Origin of the sequence: Bradyrhizobium sp. HKCCYLRH2047 (assembly GCF_051168175.1) — a bacterium.
Taxonomy (GTDB): Bacteria; Pseudomonadota; Alphaproteobacteria; order Rhizobiales; family Xanthobacteraceae; genus Bradyrhizobium.
This window is the reverse complement of sequence record NZ_JBNPUM010000005.1, coordinates 172,753-193,920: the sequence shown is the minus strand read 5'-3', so window position 1 is coordinate 193,920 and position 21,168 is coordinate 172,753. Positions and strand designations below refer to the sequence as shown.

The window sequence follows — 21,168 nt, the reverse complement described above, 5'->3', positions numbered from 1 at the left end:
GACGGTTCCAGAACGTGTCCACCGCGGTCCTTGAAACCGCGAGCGGAGGATGGAATGCCAGCCGTACAAGAGACGGTCGACCGCGTCAGGCGGATCGACGTCGACCAATATCGTTATGGGTTCGAGACACTCATCGAATCCGAGAAGGCTCCCAAGGGGCTTTCCGAAGACACGATCCGCTTCATCTCGGGCAAGAAGAACGAGCCCGCCTGGATGCTCGAATGGCGGCTGGAGGCCTATCGCCGCTGGCTGACCATGCAGGAGCCGACCTGGGCGCGCGTCGACTACCCCAAGATCGACTTCCAGGATCTGTATTATTACGCCGCGCCCAAGCCGAAGAAGCAGCTCTCCTCGATCGACGAGATCGACCCGGAGATTCTGAAGACCTACGAGAAGCTCGGCATTCCGCTCCGCGAGGTCGCGATCCTCGAGGGCGTCGAGCCGGTGCCCGGCGCTGGCAGCCCCGAGAGCCGCAAGATCGCGGTCGACGCCGTGTTCGATTCGGTGTCGGTGGCGACGACGTTCAAGGAGGAGCTGAAGAAGGCGGGCGTGATCTTCATGCCGATCTCGGAAGCGATCCGCGAGCATCCCGAGCTGGTGCAGAAATATCTCGGCAGCGTGGTGCCGACCTCCGACAATTTCTACGCGACCTTGAACTCGGCCGTCTTCTCCGACGGCTCGTTCGTCTATATCCCGCCGGGCGTGCGCTGCCCGATGGAGCTGTCGACCTATTTCCGCATCAACGAGCGCAACACCGGCCAGTTCGAGCGCACGCTGATCATCGCCGACAAGGGCGCCTACGTGTCCTATCTCGAGGGCTGCACCGCGCCGCAGCGCGACGAGAACCAGCTGCACGCGGCGGTGGTCGAGCTGGTCGCGCTGGATGATGCCGAGATCAAGTACTCGACGGTGCAGAACTGGTATCCGGGCAATTCGGAAGGCAAGGGCGGCATCTACAATTTCGTCACCAAGCGTGGCGACTGCCGCGGCGATAATTCCAAGATTTCCTGGACCCAGGTCGAGACGGGATCGGCGATCACCTGGAAATATCCGAGCTGCATCCTGCGTGGCGATAACTCTCGCGGTGAATTTTATTCGATCGCGATCTCGAACGGCTTCCAGCAGGTCGACTCGGGCACCAAGATGATCCATCTCGGCAAGAACACGTCGAGCCGCATCATCTCCAAGGGAATCGCTGCCGGCAAATCGCAGAACACCTATCGTGGCCTGGTCACGGCGCATCGCAAGGCGACCGGCGCGCGCAACTTCACTGCCTGCGATTCGCTGCTGATCGGCGACAAATGCGGTGCGCATACCGTGCCGTATATCGAGGCCAAGAACTCCTCGGCCACCTTCGAGCACGAGGCGACCACGTCCAAGATCTCCGAAGACGTGCTGTTCTACTGCATCCAGCGCGGTCTTTCGCAGGAGGAGGCGGTTGGCCTGGTCGTCAACGGCTTCGTCAAGGACGTGCTGCAGCAGCTCCCGATGGAGTTCGCAGTCGAGGCGCAGAAGCTGATCTCGATCAGCCTCGAAGGTTCGGTCGGCTGAGGCCATATTGCAGCAGGGCCGCGGCGCGGCCCGCTCGTGCTGATATCGATATCATACGTCCTTGGACCCGATGGAATCGGTGCCGCCAGGGCAAGCGTTGAGCGGAAACAGATCATGGCACTACTCGAAATCAACAACCTGCAGGTCCGCGTCGAGGAGCGCGAGATTCTCCACGGCCTGACGCTGTCGATCGACGCCGGCAAGGTGCATGCGATCATGGGGCCGAACGGCTCCGGCAAGTCGACGCTGTCCCACGTCATCGCCGGCAAGCCGGGCTATGAGGTGACCGGCGGCGAGATCCTGTTCAAGGGCGAGGATCTGCTCGCCATGGCACCGGACGAGCGTGCCGCCAAGGGCGTGTTCCTGGCGTTCCAGTACCCGGTGGAGATCCCCGGCGTCGCGACCATGACCTTCCTGCGGACAGCGCTGAACGCGCAGCGCAAGGCGCGCGGCGAGGAGGAATATTCGACGCCGGACTTCCTCAGGAAGGTGCGCGAGATCTCGAAATCGCTCAGCATTCCGCAGGACATGCTCAAGCGCGGCGTCAATGTCGGCTTTTCCGGCGGCGAGAAGAAGCGCAACGAGGTGCTGCAGATGGCGCTGTTCCAGCCGTCGCTCTGCATCCTCGACGAGATGGATTCCGGCCTCGACATCGACGCGCTGCGCATCGCCGCCGACGGCGTCAACGCGCTGCGCGCAGCCGATCGCTCGATGATCGTGATCACCCACTATCAGCGGCTGCTGAACTACATCGTCCCCGACGTCGTTCATGTGATGTCGAAGGGGCGCGTCGTGAAGAGCGGCGGCAAGGAGCTCGCGCTCGAGCTGGAGGCGTCCGGCTACGCCCAGTTCGAAGACGCGGCCTGAGCTCGCGAATGGATCTGTGATGAACGTAGCTTTGGTCAAGAACGACAGCGGTCCGGCGGCGAGCAGCTTGCTCTCTGCCGCTCTGGGCCGTCTGCCCGGCACCGGCAAGGTGGTCGATATCCGGCGCGAAGCCTTCTCGGCCTTCGAGCGCACCGGCCTGCCGCACCGTCGTATCGAGGAATGGAAGTACACCGATCTGCGTGCGCTGATGCGCGAGGTGCTGCCGCTCGCAGGCGCGCCCGACGCGGCGGCGCTGGCACGGGCAAAAGCCGTGCTGGCTTCTGTTGCCGTCGACGGCGCCCGGAAGCTGGTACTGGTCGACGGCGTGTTCGTGGCGGAGCTCTCGGACATCTCGGCCTCCGAAGATGGTGTCAAGGTTCACACGCTGCGCGAGGCGCTGCAGAGCGCCGGCAGCGAGCGGCTGCTGGAGACGACCGTCAACGATGCGATGGTCCTGTTGAACGGTGCGCTCGCGACCGACGGAGTCCTGATCTCCGTGGCGGATGGTGCAAAGCTCTCGCATCCGCTGCAGATCATTCACATCGCGACGGCATCGCAGGCATCGCGTGCCAGTCGCTCGCATCTTTCGGTGGGGAACGGCGCGCAGGCCACCTTGATCGAAAGCGCGATCGCCGCCGATGGCGCCTCGGGCTATCAGGCCAATGACGCCGTGGTCGTCTCCCTCGGTGACGACGCTGCGTTGTCCACCATTCGCCTGATGCGCGATGCCGGGGATGCCGTTAACATCACGTCAGCCAAGTACGAGGTCGGTGCGCGGTCGAAACTCAATCTCTTCAACATGACGACCGGCGGCGCCGTCAGTCGTCTGCAGGGCTTCATCACTCTCAAGGGCGAAGGCAGCGAGCTGATCATCAACGGCGTCAACCTGCTGCGCGACAGGCAGCATGGCGACCTGACGCTGGTGGTCGATCACGCGGTGCCCGGCTGCACCAGCCGCGAGAACTTTCGTGCGGTGCTCGACGATCGCGCCCATTCGGTGTTCCAGGGCCGCATCATCGTGCGCCCCGACGCGCAGCAGACCGACGGCAAGATGATGACGCGGGCGCTGCTGTTGTCCGACGAGGCCGAGGCCGACAGCAAGCCCGAGCTCGAGATCTTCGCCGACGACGTCTCCTGCGGCCATGGCGCCACCGCCGGCGCGCTCGACGACAGCCTGTTGTTCTATCTGCAGGCCCGCGGCCTGCCGGAGAAACAGGCCCAGGCGCTGCTGATCCAGGCCTTCGTCGGCGAAGCCATCGAGGCGATCGAGGACGATTCCTTGCGCGAGCGCGTCATCGCGGCCGCCCAGGACTGGATGGAGGCGCGCGCATGAGCACGCATCCCGCCGTCTCCAACGGATCCTACGACGTCGCCCGCATCCGCGAGGACTTTCCGGCGCTGGCGCTACAGGTCTACGGCAAGAAGCTCGTCTATCTCGACAATGCCGCCTCGGCACAGAAGCCGCGCGCGGTGCTCGACCGCATGACGCAGGCCTATACCAGCGAATATGCCAACGTGCATCGCGGCCTGCATTATCTCGCCAATGCCGCCACGGAAGCCTATGAGGGCGGCCGGGAGCGGGTCACGCGCTTCCTCAATGCGCGCCGCAGCGAGGAGATCATCTTCACCCGCAACGCGACCGAGGCGATCAATCTGGTCGCGTCGTCGTGGGGCGGGCCGAACATCGGCGAGGGCGACGAGATCGTGCTCTCGATCATGGAGCACCATTCCAACATCGTCCCCTGGCATTTCCTCAGGGAGCGGCAGGGCGCGGTGATCAAGTGGGCCCCGGTCGACGATGAGGGCAACTTCCTGATCGACGAGTTCGAGAAGCTGCTGACGCCCAGGACCAAGCTGGTCGCGATCACGCAGATGTCGAACATGCTGGGCACGCTCGTGCCGGTGAAGGAGGTCGTTCGGATTGCGCATGCGCGCGGCATCCCGGTGCTGGTCGACGGCAGCCAGGCCGCCGTGCATCTCGCCATCGACGTCCAGGACATCGACTGCGACTTCTACGTCTTCACCGGCCACAAGCTGTACGGGCCGACCGGGATCGGCGTGCTCTACGCCAAGTACGACCACCTCGTTGCCATGCGCCCCTACAATGGCGGCGGCGAGATGATCCGCGAGGTTGCGCGCGACTGGGTCACTTATGGCGATCCGCCGCACAAGTTCGAGGCGGGCACCCCGATGATCGTCGAGGCGGTCGGGCTGGGCGCCGCGATCGATTACGTCAACTCGGTCGGCAAGGAGCGCATCGCCGCGCATGAGCACGACCTGCTCACCTATGCCCAGGATCGGCTGCGCGAGATCAACTCGCTGCGGCTGATCGGCACCGCCAAGGGCAAGGGGCCGGTGATCTCGTTCGAGATGAAGGGGGCGCATGCTCATGACATCGCGACCGTGATCGACCGCCAGGGCGTCGCGGTGCGTGCGGGCACGCACTGCGTGATGCCGCTTTTGGAGAGATTCAACGTCACGGCGACCTGCAGGGCCTCGTTTGGCATGTACAATACGAGGGAAGAGGTCGATCAGCTTGCACAGGCATTGATCAAGGCGCGGGAATTGTTTGCATGACCGACACGGCCGACGTCAAAACTCAGACTGTCGAAACCCATTCGGCGCTGCCGCCGGAGGAGACCGAGCGGCTTTCCACCGAGATCATCGCGGCGCTGAAGACGGTGTTCGACCCGGAGATCCCGGCCGACATCTATGAGCTCGGCCTGATCTACAAGGTCGACATCAAGGACGACCGCAGCGTCGACGTGATGATGACCTTGACGACGCCGAACTGTCCGGCGGCCGGCGAGTTGCCGACCATGGTGGAGAACGCGATCGCCAGCGTCCCGGGCGTCGGCGTGGTGAATGTGAGCATTGTCTGGGAGCCGCAATGGACGCCGGACCGGATGAGCGACGAGGCGCGCCTCGTCCTCAACATGTGGTGAGGCACGACGTTTGAATGGCGGTCGGGATTGATCGAACGCCGGGATTGACCAGATGACCGATATGACCAACACGCCAGTCGCCAGCAAGCCGAAGCCGCGGCCCCGTCCGCAGGTCATGCGGCTGACCGATGCCGCGGCCACGCGCATCCGCGAACTGACCGCACGCGCGGAATCCGAGATCATCGGATTGCGCGTCGGGGTCAAGAACGGCGGCTGCGCCGGACAGTCCTACACGGTCGAATATGCCCACGATATCCGGCCGACCGACGAGGTGGTCGAGGACAAGGGCGTGAAGATCCTGGTCGATCCCAAGGCCGTGCTGTTTCTGCTCGGGACCGAGATGGACTATCAGGCCGACAAGATGCAGGCGCAGTTCGTGTTCAACAACCCGAACCAGATCAGCGCCTGCGGCTGCGGCGAGTCGGTTCAGCTCAAGCCGGCCGAGGTCTGATCGTCGGCTTTCCGCCGGGACGGCACCGGACCCTGTCGCGTTCCGGACATTGACACACGCCACCCTCCCGACCGAAAACTCCAGGCGAGCAACTGGGTGTTGGCGGGAGCTGGTGCGATGGACCGCGAATTCCTGACCGATCTGTTCGCCGGCTTCGGTCCGGTCACGATCCGGCGGATGTTCTCCGGCTTCGGCATCTCTGCCGATGGCATCAACTTTGCGCTCGCGCTGCGCAGCGGTCTCTATCTGCGCGCCGATGAGGCCAGCTTTGCCAGGTTCGAGGAGGCCGGATCCAAGCCGTTCTCCTACGAGACGCGCGCGCGGACCATGACGGTGCGCTCGTATTGGCAGGTGCCGGCGCATCTGTTCGACGACACCGATGAGTTCGCGGCATGGGCGAGAGATGCGTTTGCGGCGGCGCAGAGGGCCGCCTTGAGCAAGCGGACCAGCAAGAAACGGGCTGCGCCGCGCAGCGAGGCGGTACCGGCGCGTGGTCGGAGCAAGTCCGGAGCGACCAAGACAGCAGCGAAAAAGACCAAGTCGGTCAAGACGGGGAAGGTGGCCAAGAACGTTGCCAAGAGCGCGGAAACGGCGCCCGCCGGCCGCAAGGCTCGCAGCGCGACGGCGGTGCGGGGCCGGACGTCGCGCACAGCATCATCGCGGACGCGCTGATGCTCTCGACGCTCGGCTGGCCACCTGGCCCTCAGGCAACCTGGCCGCGCGTGGCTGCCGCATATTCGGGATCGTTCTCGCACACCACCTTGTTGCGCCCGCTGCGCTTGGCGGCATAGAGGCAGGCGTCGGCGCGTTCGATCAGCGTATCCGTATCGTCACCGGCCCGCAGCAGGGACAGGCCGACCGAGATCGTCACACGTCCGAGGATCTCCCCGGTCGACTTCTTCTTCAGCTCCTTTGCCGTGACGGCGCGGCGGATGTGATCGGCCACTGTCAGTGCGTGCTGCAGCGTGGTGTTCGGCAGAACGACAGCGAACTCCTCGCCGCCGTAGCGCGCGGCGATGTCCTGGCCCTTGATGGCATGCTTCAGGGTCATCCCGACGAGCCGCAGCACCTGGTCTCCGGTGAGATGTCCGTAGGAGTCGTTGAAGGACTTGAAATGGTCGATGTCGAACATCAGCAGCGACAGCGGCTGCTGGGTCGCGAGCCCCGACTGCACCGTCGTCTCGAGCATCCGGTCGAAATATTTGCGGTTGCCGAGCCCTGTGAGCGGATCGGTCAGGCTCTCGGCCCGGATCACCTCCAGGCTGTGTTGCAGCCCGCTGATCTCGTCCTTCGACAGCGTCAGCCGCTCTTCGAGGATGCGGTTGGTTTCGCGCATCTGCTTGGTCGAATGGGCTAGCGCCTCGATGATGTCGACCAGTTGCTCGCGGCTGGTGGCCGATGCAAGCCGCAGATCGGCGCCCGCGAGGGTCGCATCGTAGCTCGCCGTCCTGCCGAGAGCATCGCTGAGCATGTTCATCAGGTCGTCGATCTCGCCGACCACGCGCGCGCCGACCTTGTCGATGCGATCCGAGGTCTTGAGATGCGCGAGGTAGGAGTCGTAGAGCTGATCCAGATCGGACTGCGACAGCTTGCCGTTGCGCGACAGCGTCTCGTTGATGATCTCGTTCAGCGGTGCGTTGTAGCCCGTCGCGTAGACGTACCAGATCTCGTAGTTGCGCGGATTGGCCGAATGGCGAAGCGTTCTGATCTGGCTGAGCGCGACTTCGGCGAAGCCTATCGTGCGTTCGTGTTCGTCAAGCGCATTGACCACCACAGGTTCTCCCCCAATCGCCCGCGTCGCCGTCGTCGTCACAGCAATGAAATAAACAATGCCGGCCAAGCTAAAGGACGTTTGTGAACCAGGGGTAAATACGGCCGTAGAGTCCCGGATATGCGCACGAGCCGTTCATCTGGGACCGGCACCGCATATGTTCAATGAGCTGCATAGGATGCTGCGGGAACTTGCTGGCGCGAGCTGGAACTATTCGCGCACGCGCGCATTCGCCGAGGGCTCGGCGATGTCGACTCCAGTCAAGTACGACGAATGCAGCAACTGATCATCGCGGACGCGACAGTCCGGGCGGCCGCATGTCGCGCAGCCCGGAATCTTGTACTCGCTCAGGGAAGCGGGGCCCGCACCGGGCGAAGCAGGAACGCCGGCAGATGTGAATGATCGGCAGGCTCGTTGTCGTGGTCGCGCCGCGGCCGCCGCGCTTCATTGCGAGGCTGTTCGTTACGCGGTTGTTCCTTGCGGGCGCTCGGCGCAGCAGGCCGGGGAGAAGCTGCCTGGGCGGCGCGCGGCGCTGCTGGCCGCGGCTCACGATCGCGCTCGCGCGGAGCTGCATCACGATCACGCGATCCCGCATCGCGCTCCCGCGCCTTGCCGCGGCTGCCGCGACGCGCGGCGTCGCGCGGACGCCGCTCACGGCTGTCCTCGTCGCCCGAGGATTCCTGCACCTCGTAGTCGCCTTCGATGGTGGGAATGCCTTGTCCGATCAGCTTCTCGATCGCGACCATCGACTTCTGGTCGGCCGGAGCCACGATCGAGATTGCAGTGCCGGTCCGTCCGGCGCGGCCGGTACGGCCGATGCGGTGAACGTAGTCGTCCGAATGATGCGGCACGTCGAAATTGAAGACGTGGCTGACTTCGGGAATGTCGAGGCCGCGTGCGGCGACGTCGGAGGCGACGAGCAATGGCAGTTCGCCCTTGCGGAATTGATCGAGCGCGGCGGTGCGGGCCGACTGGTCCATGTCGCCGTGCAGGGCGCCGACGCTGAAGCCATGCTTCTGCAGCGACTTGTGAACGATGGCGACATCACGCTTGCGGTTGCAGAAGATGATCGCGTTGTTGAGATCCTTGGCGTCCCGCAACAGCCTGCGCAGCACCTCGCGCTTCTGATGCGCCTCGCGTCCCGAGGGCACCTGCAACTGGGTCACCGTGACGGCTGTCGTCGCCGGCTTGGAGACCTCGACCTTCTGCGGATTGTGCAGGAAGGCTTCGGTGATGCGCCGGATTTCCGGCGGCATGGTCGCGGTGAAGAACAGGGTCTGGCGGGTGAAGGGAACGAGCTTGCAGATGCGTTCGATGTCGGGAATGAAGCCCATGTCGAGCATGCGGTCGGCTTCGTCGATGACCAGCAACTCGACGCCAGTGAGGAGAAGGCCGCCGCGCTCGGTATGATCGAGCAGTCGGCCCGGCGTGGCGATCAGCACGTCGACCCCGCGGGTCAGCTTGGCGTCCTGGTCGCCGAAGGAGACGCCGCCGATCAGCAGGGCGACATTGAGCTTCTGTCCGGCGCCGTAGCGATCGAAGTTCTCTTTGACCTGGGCCGCCAGCTCGCGGGTCGGCTCCAGGATCAGGGTGCGTGGCATTCGCGCGCGGGCGCGGCCCTTTTCGAGGATCGTGAGCATCGGCAGGACGAAAGCGGCGGTCTTGCCGGTACCGGTCTGGGCGATGCCGAGCACGTCGCGGCGCGCCAGCACATGAGGAATCGCCTGTTCCTGAATGGGGGTCGGGTTGGTGTAGCCGGTGGCCGCAACTGCAGCCAACACCTTGTCGGACAAGCCGAGATTGGAAAAAGACATCGAGCCTCTATGTCACGCGCCGATAGGCGACGGGGCCTCTATTCGACGCCGCCGTTAGGAATCGAGGGTAAAAGGCTGTGGTCGCGCTCAACCCCGAAACGGCATGCTCTAAGGAAGCTGGGGGTTTTCTGACTAGCGCCGGCCCGCGGTCAATTTCTCAGGAATCGGATGCGATCCGGCCGCGCTGCTGCGGAAGATAGGGGCGAATCCTGCAAAGTCAATGGAAGAGGGGGGCGAAGTACCGAAAAAGCTTAATGTTTTTGCATTATTTGCAGGCAACCTGTCGTCGAGCTGTCGCATTCGGGTGCTCCGAAGCACTGGCGGCCGGTCGCGGAAAGCGCTCCGGTCGAATTGTCGACGGAATTGCGGCGTGTGTTCGGCAGGGGGAGCAGCCGCGTGTGCCCCGGGGATGAACCGGTGGCGGCGTGCCGTCGACTATCCGAGGGCGGCAGCCCACGCGATGAGTGCAGGGACGGACGATGAGATCGATGCGGATGTGGCTGGCGTGCGGGCTGGCGATGCTGGCGGTGGTTCTGGCGCCGGCCGCGCGTGCCGAGAAGCGCGTCGCGCTCGTGATCGGCAATAACGACTACCGGTTCGTGCCGAAGCTGCAGAAGGCCGTCAACGACGCGCGGACGATGGGCGACACGCTGAAGCAGCTCGGCTTCAACGTCATGGTCGCGGAGAATCTCAATCGCCAGCAGTTCAGCCAGACGCTGCTGGCGTTCGACAACGCCGTCGAGCCGGGCGACACCGCGTTCTTCTTCTATGCCGGTCATGGCTTCGAGATCGCGGGCCAGAACTTCCTGTTGCCGACCGACGTGCCCGCGGCCACCGAAGGCCAGGAAGAGCTGGTGCGCGACGCCTCGATCCTCGCGGACCGCGTCATCGAGCGGCTGCAGAACAAGAAGGCGCGCACCTCGATCCTGGTGTTCGATGCCTGCCGCAACAATCCGTTCGAGCGCTCGGGCACGCGCGCGGTGGCGGGCGGGGGCGGCCTGGCGCCGATGACGCAGTTGCCCGAAGGCGTATTCTCGGTGTTCTCGGCCGGCCCACGCCAGACCGCGCTCGACCGTCTCTCCAACGATGACGCCAATCCGAACTCGGTGTTCACGCGCACCTTCGCCAAGGAGCTGACGCAGCCCGGCGTCAATCTGGTGCAGGTCGCGCAGCGCACCCGCCGCGTGGTCAGCGAGCTCGCCGAGACCGTGCGGCACAAGCAGATCCCGGTCTATTTCGACCAGATGGTCGACGATGTCTTTCTCAACGGCATGGCGAAGGGGCCGGCTGCGGCCGACAAGCCGGCCGAGCCGCAGCAGAAGCTTGCGGCGCTGCCTCCCGTCTCCGCGCCGCGCATTCCGCCGGCGAACGAGAGCCTGAACGCACCGATCGCGATGTTCTCGCGCCACAATGGCGGCTGGACCGTCACCTTCTCGATCGCCGATCCGACGCTCGGCATTTCCTGGCGCATGGGCGACGCAGGAGAGTTTCGCGAGACAGGCTTCATGGACGTGCTCGATCCGCGCACGCGCAAGCGCATGCCCAATCCCTCGATCCAGCTGCCGGCGGATGCGCCCGCGGGCACCATCCAGGTCCGCTATGTCGATGCATCCGGCGAGATGCAGGGACCGTTCCCGATCCGCTTCGAGCCGGAGGCCGCGCTGGTGCACGACCAGCGCAAGATCCTCGACATGACCGCGACGAGCTGGCTGTCGTTCCGCGAGTTCAACGGCCTCCTGGTCTACTACACGCACCTGATGTCGTATCGCTGCGCCATCCGCGAGGTCCGCATCGGCATCGACACGGCGGTGCCGGACAAGGTCCTCAACATGCCCGGCTGCGACATGCGCGATCCCATTGCGATTCCCTCCAACGCCACGCCCTATTTGAAGCTGCCGCCGGCGACGAAGTTCGTCTCGGTGGAGTTGACCTATCGCGACGGCAGCGTCTCCGAGATCAAGAGCTTTCGACGCTGAGGCGTCGGCTACGCCATGATCGAATAGCCACCATCGACGGGAATCGCGGTACCGGTGACGAAGTCGGAGGCCGGCGAGCTCAGGAACGTCGCGATGCCGGCGAAGTCGTCGATGTCGCCCCACCGTGCCGCGGGCGTGCGCGCCAGCACGCGGTCGTGCAGGCCGTCGATCTGGCTACGCGCCGCGCGCGTCAGGTCGGTGTCGATCCAGCCCGGCAGAATCGCGTTGACCTGGATGTTGTCGGGCGCCCAGGCGCAGGCACAGGCGCGCGTGTACTGCACGATGCCGCCTTTGCTGGCCGCGTAGGCCGGCGCGAAGCTGGCGCCGAAGATCGACAGCATCGAGCCGATGTTGATGATCTTGCCGCCGCCGCTCGCCTTGAGGGCCGGGTAGGCGGCCTTCGAGCACAGGAACGCGCTGGTGAGATTGGTGTCGATCACCTGCTGCCACTCCTCCAGCTCGAGCACGTGCGGCGGCTTGCGAATGCTCATGCCGGCATTGTTGATGAGGATGTCGATACGACCGAGCTCGCTGGCCACGCGCGCGACCATGGCGGCGACGTCGTCCTTGTCGCTGACGTCGGCTGTGACGGCGATGGCACGGCCGCCGCGACCGGCGAGATCAGCCACCGCCGCCTGTGACTTGGCTTCGTTGCGGCCGACCACGGCAATGTCGGCGCCGGCATCGGCAAGCCCGCGCGCCATCCCCAGGCCGATTCCGCCGTTGCCTCCTGTCACGATCGCAACCTTGCCACTCAGGTCGAAGCGGCCCGCCATGTCGTGTCTCCATGTTGTTGTCAGACGTCAGCAGGTGCCCTGCCAGATCATCACCAGGCCGAGTGCACCCATGCCGACGCCGTAGCCGGCCCATTGCAGCTGGTTGATCATGAAGCTCGTCCGCGGCCATGCCACCACCCCGGTGCCCTGGCCGACCCAGAGCAGGCCGACGGCGAGCAGAAGCAGGCCGCCGATCATCAGGAATCTCCGCATGGCCACTTCCTCCCTCATCGACCGCGTCACAGCATCGGAGACGCTGCTGCCGTCTTTTTTGTGAAGTTTTATGACGAGGAGGCTAGCGGCCGCCGCGGCAGATGACCAGCGGCTCCAGCCGCCAATATCGGAGGCAAAAACAAAAAGCCCCGGATCAACCGGGGCTTTTCGCAGAAAAATCGAAAGACCGCGTGCGGTCCGCTCAGTACTTGACGGCCGGGCCGGTCCAGTTGAAGCGGTAAACCAGCGAGGTGCTGATGGTCTGCACCCACGGCTTGAAGCTGACCGAGTCGGTCGTCGCGAGGTTGCCGACGTCGGTACGGACCGCGATGTCCTTGCGGTCGTAGTAGGCGGCGCGATATTCGGTCTTCATGAACCAGCCCGGCGCCGAGATGCCGAAGATGTTCAGGTTGTTCTCGACGCCGCCACCGACGAACCAGCCGTTGCGGTTGAACGAGTCGGTGTGGAAGCCGGACGCCGCGCCCGTGAGGGTGGTCAGGCCAGTGCCCGACCAGTGCGAACCGGAGTAGCCGGCGTTGACGTAGGACAGCACGTTCGGCGCAACCAGGTAGCCGACGCGGGCGCCCGCGGCCCAGGCGGTTTCCATCTTGATGCGGCCCGTCAGGGCAGCGAACTGATCCTGCAGGGTGCCGCGCAGGCTGCCGAACTGACCATCGGCGAACACGCCGAAGACCCAGGTCGGGTTGACCTGCCAGTCATAGCCCGCGCCGACCGTGCCGAGGAAGCCGTCGCCGCCGACGCGCTGATCGATGGTCACCGGCACGCCGTTGAAGTTGGTGTGCGAGTCGGCATCCCAGAGGCCGCCGCCGGCGCCACCGAAGATGTAGAAACCGGTCCAGCTCGGCGCCACCGGCATCATCGGCGCCTTCACATAGGGGCGAGCCGCCAGATCAGCAGCCGAAGCGGCACCCGTGATCGCAACCAGCGCAGTGGCAGCAAGCAAAAGCTTTTTCATATTCAATTCCCCAAGATCGTCGTGTCGCAGGTGCCGGGTTGCGGCGGCGATTCCCTCGCCAGATGTGCCCGAACTATAGCCGATTGGTGCCCAAAAGCTGTTGCAGGTTGAGCACACCGGAGGGGAAAGTGCGCTGCGGGATGCGCGCGGCCCTCGTAAGTCTCTGATCAAACTAGGTGATTGCAGGTTCGCGCGAGGGAATGGAACCTGCAATCGAGGCGTGAAATCGGGTCAAAAGCTAGACGTCGAGCAGCTCGTCGCTGGCGAATTCGGCCTTTTCCGAAATGAAGGCAAAGCGGGCCTCCGCCTTGGTCCCCATCAGCCGCTCGACCGAGTCGGCGGTGCCGTCGCGATCTTCGGCGAGCAGCATCACGCGCAGCAGGGTGCGCCTGGCCGGATCCATGGTGGTTTCCTTCAATTGCGCCGGCATCATCTCGCCGAGACCTTTGAAGCGGCCGATCTCGACCTTGGCGTTGGCGTTGAACTCGCGCTTGAGGAGCTCGTCCCGGTGGGCATCGTCGCGCGCGTAGAACGTCTTGCTGCCATGGGTCAGTCGGTAGAGCGGCGGCACGGCGAGGTAGAGGTGGCCCTCGTCGATCAGCGGTCTCATCTGCCTGTAGAAGAACGTGATCAGCAGCGAGGCGATGTGGGCGCCGTCCACGTCGGCATCGGTCATGATGATGATGCGCTGGTAGCGCAGATCCTCTTCGCGATACGACGTGCCCGTGCCTGCGCCGATCGCCATCACGAGGTCGGCGAGCTGGGCATTCGCCGTCAGCTTGTCCTTGCCGGCGGAGGCCACGTTGAGGATCTTGCCGCGCAGCGGCAGCACCGCCTGCTTCTTGCGGTCGCGCGCCTGCTTGGCGCTGCCGCCGGCCGAATCGCCCTCGACGATGAACAGCTCGGAGCCTTCGGTGCCGGCGTCGGTGCAGTCGGCGAGCTTGCCGGGCAGGCGCAGCTTCTTGGTCGCGGTCTTGCGCGCCGTCTCCTTCTCCTGGCGGCGGCGGATGCGCTCCTCGGCGCGCTCGACGACGAAGTCGAGCAGCCGGTTCGCCTGCACCGGATTGCCCGACAGCCAGTGATCGAACGGGTCTTTGACCGCCTGCTCGACGATGCGCTGGGCTTCGGCGGTCGCGAGGCGATCCTTGGTCTGGCCCTGGAATTCCGGCTCGCGCACGAACACCGAGAGCATGATGGCGGCGCCCGCCATAATGTCCTCGGAGGTGATGTTGGCGGAGCGCTTGCCCTGGCCGACGCGCTCGGCGTGGTCCTTCAGGCCGCGCAGGAGTGCGCTGCGGATACCCGATTCATGCGTGCCGCCGTCGGGCGTCGGAATCGTGTTGCAGTAGGACGACAGGAAGCCGTCGGCATCGGCCGTCCAGGCCACCGCCCATTCGCAGCCGCCGTGGCCGCCGGTGCGGCCGGACTTGCCGGCGAAGATATCCGGATGGACCAGCGTGTCGGCATGGATCGCTGCGGCCAGATAGTCCTTCAGGCCGCCGGGGAAGTGGAACGTCGCCTCGGGCTGGACGTCCTCGATGCCCTTCAGCAGCGACGGATCGCATTTCCAGCGGATCTCGACGCCGCCGAACAGATAGGCTTTCGAGCGCGCCATCTTGAACAGGCGCTGCGGCTTGAACGTCGCCTTGGCGCCGAAGATGGTCGGGTCGGGTTGGAAACGTACCCGTGTGCCGCGCCGGTTGGCGACCTTGCCGACCTCCTCGAGCTTGCCCTTCGGGTGGCCGCGCTCGAAGATCATGCGGTAGAGCTTCTGGTTGCGTGCGACCTCGACCTCGAGCCGGGTCGACAGCGCGTTCACCACGGAGATGCCGACGCCGTGCAGACCGCCCGAGGTCTCGTAGACCTTGGAGTCGAACTTGCCGCCCGCGTGCAGGGTGCACATGATGATCTCGAGCGCCGACTTCTTGGGAAACTTCGGATGTGGATCGATCGGAATGCCGCGGCCGTTGTCGGTCACGGTGAGGAAGCCTTCGGCATCGAGCTCGACCTCGATGAAGGTGGCGTGGCCGGCCAGCGCCTCGTCCATCGAGTTGTCGATGACCTCGGCGAACAGGTGGTGCAGCGCCTTTTCGTCGGTGCCGCCGATATACATGCCGGGGCGGCGCCGCACCGGCTCCAGGCCCTCGAGGACCTCGATGTCACGGGCGGTGTAATCGCCCTCGGCGCTGCCTGCGCGGGCGGCTGGCTTGGCCGGAGCCTTGCCCTTGGCGGCGAACGCCGCCAACGGGTCCGTGACGCCCTTGGCCTTGGCTTTTGCAGCTGATTTCAACGGTTTACCCATGGAATTGGATGTTGCGTGTGCGCAAGATGGAACGAATCGTTGGGCCTGACTATGCCATGGACCGGCATAAAACAATGACCCCGGGAAACAACGACGTTCACCAGCCCGCCACGTTTTGGCCGGTTCCGATCGCCGGATCGCCGCTGTTCACGCGGTTCAGCCGGTTGTTGTGACTTGAAGTGGGCGGGTTCGGTGGCGTACCAGTCTGCGCCATGGAACCGCGAAGGCCTTCAAGCACTTAAGCGCCGCGGAGCAGAAAGGCGTCGAGCAGATGGAAGATTTTGGCCGCGCGGTTGCCGACTTCGTGCGCGACCATCAGGCCTGGGCTGCTCCGATCGTCCTGCTGCTTGCCTTTGGCGAGTCCCTGGCCTTCGTCTCGCTCCTGATTCCCGCCTGGGGCGCCCTGGTCGCGATCGGCGCCTTGATCGGCGCCACCGGGATCAGCTTCTGGCCGATATGGTTGGCCGGTGGAATCGGCGCCGCGCTCGGCGACTGGGTCTCCTACTGGTTCGGCTACCGCTACAAGGACCGCGTCGCCCAGATGTGGCCGCTGTCGCGATACCCGGAGCTGCTGCCGCGCGGCGAGGCCTTCGTGCGCGATTGGGGCGTGCCGAGCATCTTCATCGGCCGGTTCTTCGGCCCGTTGCGCGCGTCGGTGCCGCTGGCGGCGGGCATTTTCGAGATGCCCTACATGGTGTTCCAGATCGCCAACTTCGTGTCGGCGCTGGTGTGGTCGGCGGTGCTGCTGTTGTTCGGCGACATCATCGGGCGCACCATGGAATGGCTGTGGCATGCGGTCTAACGCCGGCCCCGAACGGGCCGGGCCGACGTGCGAGCTTGACGCAGGAACCCTGCGGCCCTATAGGCCTGCCCCCATGATCAACGCAGCGACCAACATGATCGCCGAAATGCGCCGTCGTACCTCCGCGGTACGGGCGATGATCTGCGTCTAGATCACAGCCCCTGCCGCCGGATCCGTCCCGCGGCAAACTTTCTCCTTGCAGCGCGATCGATCAGGCGGCTCCTTCGTCCAGCAGGAGTTTTCCGATGTACACGCCACCGCCCTTCAAGCCCGATCGCGCCGCGAGCCTCGGCTTTGCGGAGGCGCGCGGCTTCGGCACGGTCTGCGCGTGGGACGGCACTAGGCCGATTGCGTCCTCCGTGCCGTTTCACCTGGGGGCGCTGAACGACGGCACGCCGCAGGCGTTCTTCCACGTCGCCCGCGGCAATCCGCTGGCGAAGCTCGCCGACGGCGCGACGCGGTGGCTGCTCGCCGTCAACGGCGCCGATGCCTATGTGTCGGCCGACTGGTACGTCTCGCCCGATCAGGTGCCGACCTGGCTTTATCAGGCGGTGCATCTGACCGGCCCGGCGCGCATCCTGTCGGAGGCGGAGCTTGCAGAGCAGGTGGATGCGGTCAGCGCCAAGTTCGAGCAATGGCTGTTGCCGAAGGCGCCGTGGACCTCGGGCAAGATGAGCGCTGGCCGGCTCGAGGCGATGCGCAAGGCGATCGTCGGCATCGTGATGACGATCGACGAGGTCGAGGGCAGCTTCAAGCTCAACCAGCATAAGTCGGAAGCCGATTATGCGGCGGTCGCGACCCGGCTCGGCGAGCGGCCCGACATCGGCTCGCAACAGATATCGTCTCTCATGCGGCAGGCGCGGCCCCAGGCCTTTGCCGGCGAAACCCACACCTAAGGAGCGTGTCATGACCGTGATCGACAGCAATTTGCCGAAAGCTCACACCACCTCCGGGACTACGACACGCGCCGTGTTCGTCGACGGCGGCTCGGGCACGACCGGCCTGGGAATCGCCGAGCGGCTCCGGCACCAGCCGGATATCGTCGTGAAGACGATCGCCGAGGACAAGCGCAAGGATCCGGCAGCCAAGCGGGCGCTGATGGCCGAGGTCGATCTCGTCATCCTCTGCCTGCCCGATGACGCCGCCAAGGAGACGGTGGCGCTGATCGACGGCATGGGCAGCTCTGCGCCGAAGGTGCTGGACGCGTCGACCGCCTATCGCGTCGCGCCGGACTGGGCCTATGGCTTTCCCGAGCTCGCCGCCGATCAGGCCGACAAGATCCGCAATGCACGCAAGGTCTCCAACCCCGGCTGCTATCCCACCGGTGGCATCGCGCTGTTGCGGCCATTGGTCGATGCCGGCCTGCTGCCGCAGGACTATCCGGTGACGGTGAATGCCGTCAGCGGCTATTCCGGCGGCGGCAAGACCATGATCGCGGCCTTCGAGAACGGCACCGCGCCGAGCTTCGAGCTGTACGGCCTCGGCCTCGAGCACAAGCATCTGCCCGAATTGCAGCTCTATTCGCGGCTGACCCGGCGGCCGATCTTCATTCCCTCGGTCGGCAACTACCGGCAGGGCATGCTGGTCTCCGTGCCGCTGCAGCTCGACACCCTGCCGGGCAGGCCGTCGGGCTCGGACCTGCAGGCGGCCCTGGCGAAGCACTATGCCGGCAGCCAATACGTCTCGGTGATGCCGCTCGACGGCGCGGCGGCCAAGAGCGGCCGGCTCGAGCCGGAGGCGCTGAACGAGACCAACGAGCTCGAGCTCTACGTCTTCGCCAGCGACAAGCATCATCAGGCGGTGCTGGTGGCGCGGCTCGACAATCTCGGCAAGGGCGCATCGGGCGCGGCCGTGCAGAACATGCGGCTGATGCTCGGACTGCCCGATCTCGTGAGCTGAGATCGATCTGAATCATCCGGTCGCGGAAGCGCCGGGCACGATCGGCAACATCATGCGACGGCCTGCGTTCCGCCGGCCGCGCTGTGCAATGACGCACGCTGAGGAATGGGCAGACCCATGACCGCCACCGATTTGAACGCGCTGCCCGTCACCGTCAACGACGTGCGCGCCGCCGCGGAAACCATCGGCGGCGCCGTGCTCGCGACGGCCTGCAACCAGAGCAGGACGCTCGGCGAGATCTGCGGCTGCAACGTCTGGCTCAAATTCGAGAACCTGCAGTTCACCTCCTCGTTCAAGGAGCGCGGCGCGCTGAACCGGCTGAATGCGCTGTCCGCCGGGCAGCGCGAACGCGGCGTGATCGCGATGTCGGCCGGCAACCACGCGCAGGGCGTCGCCTACAATGCGCGGCGTCTCGGCATTCCCGCGACCATCGTGATGCCGGTGGGCACGCCGATGGTGAAGGTGGAGAACACCAAGCGGCACGGCGCCGAGGTCGTGATTTCCGGCGCCACCCTGGAAGAGGCGGGGGCATTTGCCAGGGAGCACGGTGCGGCCAAGGGCATGACCATGATCCACCCGTACGACGATCCGCTGATCATCGCCGGGCAGGGCACGGTGGCGCTGGAGATGCTCGCGGTGGTCCCCGAGCTCGATACGCTCGTGGTGCCGATCGGGGGCGGCGGGCTGATCTCTGGCATGGCGGTCGCGGCGCGCGCCATCAAGCCGGGCCTGCGCATCGTCGGCGTGCAGGCCGAACTCTATCCCTCCATGTACAACGCCGTCCGCAACAGCCAGCTGCCGATGCGCGGTGATACGCTGGCCGAGGGCATCGCGGTGAAGTCGCCGGGCCGGATCACGACCGAGATCATCCGACAGCTCGTCGATGACATATTGCTGGTCACCGAGCCGCAGATCGAGCGTGCACTGGCGACCTTGATCTCGATCGAGAAGACAGTGGTCGAAGGCGCCGGCGCCGTCGGTCTCGCCGCCGTGCTCGCGCATCCTGCGCAGTTTGCCGGACGCAATGTCGGCCTGGTGCTGAGCGGCGGCAACATCGATACCCGGTTGATCGCCTCGGTCCTGACCCGCGAGCTGGCGCGTGAGGGGCGGCTGACGCAGTTGTCGATCGACATCGTCGACCGCCCGGGACAGCTCGCGGCCGTCTCCACCCTGCTTGCGGATGCGGGCGCCAACATCATCGAGGTCTCGCACCAGCGCACCTTCTCGGACCTGCCGGCGAAGGCGACCCTGCTGGAGCTGGTGATCGAGACGCGCGACCAGGCCCACCTCAACGACGTGATGGCAAAACTCGTCGCCGCCGATTTCAAGGCACGGTGCACCTGAGCGTCATACGGTCCACGGCATATTCTCTTGCGCAGCCGGCGCCAGCTCGCGCCGGTCGGTCCCCGCCTTCCCAGCTCAGCTAGCCGTCTCTCCCGCCTGCAATACGTATCGCAAACGCGAACACCTCATCCTTGAGGTTCTCACTGTCAGAATTTCAGTTGCGCACCTCAGAAAATGAGGACAGGATTACCGCAACAAAGAAGACGGTTGGGAGGATTCCGATGGGACTGCTCGCGAAGCTGGGACTCGCCGCTGCCGCATGCCTGCTTGGTGCGACCGCCGCAAGCGCCGACACCACGGTGAAATGGCTGCATATCGAGGTCAATCCGGCCCAGGTGAAGATCTGGGAGGAGGTGGCGCGCGCCTACGAGGCGTCGCATCCCGGCACCAAGATCGAGATGCAGTTCCTCGAGAACGAGGCCTACAAGGCCAAGCTGCCGACCATCCTGCAATCCAAGGACCGGCCGAACATCATCTACAGCTGGGCCGGCGGCGTGCTGAAGGCGCAGATCGAGGCCGGCGTCCTCGAGGACATCACCGACCAGGTGAAGGGTTACAGCGACAGCGTGACGCCGGCGGCGCTCGCGGCCTTCACCGACAACGGCCATGTCTACGGCCTGCCGATCTCGCTGTCGCAGGTCGGCTTCGTCTGCAACAAGGAGCTGATGGCCAAGGCGAAGGTCGATCCGGCTGCCATCAAGAGCTGGGATGATCTGCTGGCCGCCGTGAAGGCATTGAAGGCCGCGGGGGTGACCCCGATCGTCGTCGGCGGCGCCGACAAATGGCCGCTGCATTTCTACTGGACGCATCTGGCGGTCCGCATCGGCGGCAAGCCGGCATTCGACGCGGCGTTGCGCGGCGAGAATGGCGGCTTTGCCGGCGACACCTTCGTCAAGTCCGGCGAGCTGTTCAAGCAGCTCGTCGATCTCCAGCCGTTCCAGAACGGCTTTCTTGGCTTCAAGAATCCGCAGGCGGTCGGCTATTTCGGCGATGGCAAGGCGGCGATGACGCTCGCGATCAGCTCCGTCTACAACCTGCAGCGGGCGCTCGCCGCCGACAAGGTGGGCCTCAGCGAAGACAAGATCTGCTGGTTCGATTTTCCGGTCGTGCAAGGCGGCAAGGGCGCGCCGACGGATACGCTCGGCGGCATCACCGGCTGGCTGGTCACCAAGGGCTCGCCCAAGGAAGCGGTCGATTTCCTGAAGTACTTCATCTCCAAGGACGTCCAGACCCGGCTGGCGGCAGGGAATTTCATCATCCCGGTGGTGCAGGGCGCCGACGCCGGCCTCAACAATTCCTTCATGAAGCTGATCGCGTCCAATCTGGCAAAATCGAACTATCACCAGAACTTCTATGACCAGAGCCTGGGTCCCTCCGTCGGCCGTGTCGTCAATGACGTCTCCGCGGAGATTGCCGGCGGCAGCATGACCCCGCAGGACGCCGCCCAGGCGATCGAGGCGGCGCGGAAGCAGGGCAACTGA

At 65.2% G+C, this 21,168-nt stretch carries 20 protein-coding genes; 13 read left to right on the top strand and 7 right to left on the bottom strand.

Annotation, left to right across the window (positions count from 1 at the left end; genetic code table 11):
* Positions 1-54 precede the first annotated feature (54 nt).
* The 7 genes from sufB (at position 55) to ACQR1D_RS14100 (ending at position 6,486) form a co-directional block, all read left to right on the top strand.
* Positions 55-1,551 (top strand): Fe-S cluster assembly protein SufB, encoded by a 1,497-nt coding sequence (sufB, locus tag ACQR1D_RS14130; protein ID WP_434839488.1) that lies wholly within the window; start codon positions 55-57, stop codon positions 1,549-1,551.
* Positions 1,552-1,665: 114 nt separating this feature from the next.
* Positions 1,666-2,418: a Fe-S cluster assembly ATPase SufC gene (sufC, locus tag ACQR1D_RS14125; protein WP_315800132.1), complete on the top strand. Its 753-nt coding sequence runs from the start codon at positions 1,666-1,668 to the stop codon at positions 2,416-2,418.
* A 19-nt stretch (positions 2,419-2,437) separates the two neighbouring features.
* Positions 2,438-3,751 (top strand): Fe-S cluster assembly protein SufD, encoded by a 1,314-nt coding sequence (gene sufD, locus ACQR1D_RS14120; RefSeq protein ID WP_434839489.1) that lies wholly within the window; start codon positions 2,438-2,440, stop codon positions 3,749-3,751.
* Positions 3,748-4,995 carry a cysteine desulfurase gene (locus tag ACQR1D_RS14115; RefSeq protein ID WP_315800130.1) on the top strand — a complete coding sequence of 416 codons (1,248 nt, stop codon included), beginning with the start codon at positions 3,748-3,750 and terminating at the stop codon, positions 4,993-4,995. Before sufD ends, ACQR1D_RS14115 begins: the two co-directional genes overlap by 4 nt.
* The gene (locus ACQR1D_RS14110; protein WP_315800129.1) at positions 4,992-5,363 is read left to right on the top strand and encodes an SUF system Fe-S cluster assembly protein; all 372 of its coding nucleotides are present in this window, start codon (positions 4,992-4,994) and stop codon (positions 5,361-5,363) included. Before ACQR1D_RS14115 ends, ACQR1D_RS14110 begins: the two co-directional genes overlap by 4 nt.
* A 61-nt stretch (positions 5,364-5,424) precedes the next feature.
* Entirely contained in the window at positions 5,425-5,814 is a 390-nt protein-coding gene (locus tag ACQR1D_RS14105; RefSeq protein ID WP_257170803.1) for a HesB/IscA family protein, read from the top strand.
* A gap of 117 nt (positions 5,815-5,931) precedes the next feature.
* Positions 5,932-6,486 carry a TfoX/Sxy family protein gene (locus tag ACQR1D_RS14100; protein WP_434839490.1) on the top strand — a complete coding sequence of 185 codons (555 nt, stop codon included), beginning with the start codon at positions 5,932-5,934 and terminating at the stop codon, positions 6,484-6,486.
* Between the two features lie 31 nt (positions 6,487-6,517).
* Here the strand turns inward: ACQR1D_RS14100 and ACQR1D_RS14095 are convergent, their stop codons facing one another.
* From ACQR1D_RS14095 to ACQR1D_RS14085, 3 genes are all read right to left on the bottom strand, one after another.
* The gene (locus tag ACQR1D_RS14095) at positions 6,518-7,585 is read right to left on the bottom strand and encodes a GGDEF domain-containing protein (protein WP_316215732.1); all 1,068 of its coding nucleotides are present in this window, start codon (positions 7,583-7,585) and stop codon (positions 6,518-6,520) included.
* A 347-nt stretch (positions 7,586-7,932) separates the two neighbouring features.
* Positions 7,933-9,399, bottom strand: coding sequence for a DEAD/DEAH box helicase (locus ACQR1D_RS14090; protein ID WP_315800126.1), 1,467 nt, complete (start codon positions 9,397-9,399; stop codon positions 7,933-7,935).
* Between the two features lie 132 nt (positions 9,400-9,531).
* Positions 9,532-9,699: a hypothetical protein gene (locus ACQR1D_RS14085; RefSeq protein ID WP_315800125.1), complete on the bottom strand. Its 168-nt coding sequence runs from the start codon at positions 9,697-9,699 to the stop codon at positions 9,532-9,534.
* Positions 9,700-9,878: 179 nt separating this feature from the next.
* On the opposite strand from ACQR1D_RS14085, the gene ACQR1D_RS14080 reads away from it, so the two are divergent.
* Entirely contained in the window at positions 9,879-11,375 is a 1,497-nt protein-coding gene (locus ACQR1D_RS14080; RefSeq protein WP_434839491.1) for a caspase family protein, read from the top strand.
* 8 nt (positions 11,376-11,383) lie between these two features.
* Here ACQR1D_RS14080 and ACQR1D_RS14075 read toward each other — a convergent pair whose 3' ends face one another.
* From ACQR1D_RS14075 to parE, 4 genes are all read right to left on the bottom strand, one after another.
* The gene (locus tag ACQR1D_RS14075; RefSeq protein WP_315800124.1) at positions 11,384-12,151 is read right to left on the bottom strand and encodes an SDR family NAD(P)-dependent oxidoreductase; all 768 of its coding nucleotides are present in this window, start codon (positions 12,149-12,151) and stop codon (positions 11,384-11,386) included.
* Between the two features lie 27 nt (positions 12,152-12,178).
* Positions 12,179-12,364 (bottom strand): hypothetical protein, encoded by a 186-nt coding sequence (locus ACQR1D_RS14070; protein ID WP_009027935.1) that lies wholly within the window; start codon positions 12,362-12,364, stop codon positions 12,179-12,181.
* A 202-nt stretch (positions 12,365-12,566) separates the two neighbouring features.
* Positions 12,567-13,340: an outer membrane protein gene (locus ACQR1D_RS14065; protein WP_316215733.1), complete on the bottom strand. Its 774-nt coding sequence runs from the start codon at positions 13,338-13,340 to the stop codon at positions 12,567-12,569.
* Between the two features lie 238 nt (positions 13,341-13,578).
* Positions 13,579-15,642 (bottom strand): DNA topoisomerase IV subunit B, encoded by a 2,064-nt coding sequence (gene parE, locus ACQR1D_RS14060; RefSeq protein ID WP_434839492.1) that lies wholly within the window; start codon positions 15,640-15,642, stop codon positions 13,579-13,581.
* 271 nt (positions 15,643-15,913) lie between these two features.
* Between parE and ACQR1D_RS14055 the strand changes: the two genes are divergently transcribed.
* The 5 genes from ACQR1D_RS14055 to ACQR1D_RS14035 all read left to right on the top strand — a co-directional run bounded on the left by ACQR1D_RS14055 (position 15,914) and on the right by ACQR1D_RS14035 (position 21,168).
* The gene (locus ACQR1D_RS14055; RefSeq protein WP_315800121.1) at positions 15,914-16,444 is read left to right on the top strand and encodes a DedA family protein; all 531 of its coding nucleotides are present in this window, start codon (positions 15,914-15,916) and stop codon (positions 16,442-16,444) included.
* A 245-nt stretch (positions 16,445-16,689) separates the two neighbouring features.
* Positions 16,690-17,340 carry an FMN-binding negative transcriptional regulator gene (locus tag ACQR1D_RS14050; protein ID WP_434839493.1) on the top strand — a complete coding sequence of 217 codons (651 nt, stop codon included), beginning with the start codon at positions 16,690-16,692 and terminating at the stop codon, positions 17,338-17,340.
* A 10-nt stretch (positions 17,341-17,350) separates the two neighbouring features.
* Positions 17,351-18,343, top strand: a complete 993-nt coding sequence (argC, locus tag ACQR1D_RS14045) for an N-acetyl-gamma-glutamyl-phosphate reductase (protein WP_434839494.1) — start codon at positions 17,351-17,353, stop codon at positions 18,341-18,343.
* Between the two features lie 117 nt (positions 18,344-18,460).
* Positions 18,461-19,687 (top strand): threonine ammonia-lyase, encoded by a 1,227-nt coding sequence (locus ACQR1D_RS14040; protein ID WP_315800118.1) that lies wholly within the window; start codon positions 18,461-18,463, stop codon positions 19,685-19,687.
* 221 nt (positions 19,688-19,908) lie between these two features.
* Positions 19,909-21,168: an extracellular solute-binding protein gene (locus tag ACQR1D_RS14035; RefSeq protein ID WP_315800117.1), complete on the top strand. Its 1,260-nt coding sequence runs from the start codon at positions 19,909-19,911 to the stop codon at positions 21,166-21,168.